The organism is Alcanivorax profundi (assembly GCF_003597125.1).
In the GTDB taxonomy this organism is placed as follows: Bacteria; Pseudomonadota; Gammaproteobacteria; order Pseudomonadales; family Alcanivoracaceae; genus Alcanivorax; species Alcanivorax profundi.
Genome location: NZ_QYYA01000130.1, coordinates 1 through 433, shown reverse-complemented (window position 1 = coordinate 433; position 433 = coordinate 1). Strand labels below are relative to the sequence as shown.

General features: G+C 43.6%; 1 protein-coding gene. It reads right to left on the bottom strand.

The genetic code is table 11. The features are described from left to right. Positions 1-370 (bottom strand): sugar phosphate nucleotidyltransferase (locus tag D4A39_RS19260; protein WP_158586954.1); only part of this gene is annotated, 370 nt, incomplete at its 3' end. Between the last annotated feature and the right edge of the window lie 63 nt (positions 371-433).

Sequence of the window (433 nt, the reverse complement as noted above, 5' to 3'; positions counted from 1 at the left end):
CCGAAGTATTGATGACCAGGGCATCGGATGGTGTCACCACGATGTTGGCATCAGGATGCTTTTTCTGGATCTTCCAGCACACATAAGCAATACATGGAGCGGTATTGCGAGCCTCCGGCTCTGCTAATATGTTATCTACTGGCATATCAGGGATTTGCTCCTTGACAATGCGAATGTATTTCTCGTTTGTCACTACCCACATGTTTTCGACAGGACAGATTGGCTTCAATCTATCTACTGTCAATTGAATGAGGGAACGCCCCACACCCATCACATCAATGAACTGCTTTGGGTAATCGGGGATTGACATAGGCCAGAAGCGGCTACCTATACCGCCGGCCATAATTATGATTTGAATATCGTTATACATTGTTTATAAAGTGGCAGGCTCCATACTAGATTCAGAAAAGTAGCTTAAATTAAAATTAATCCA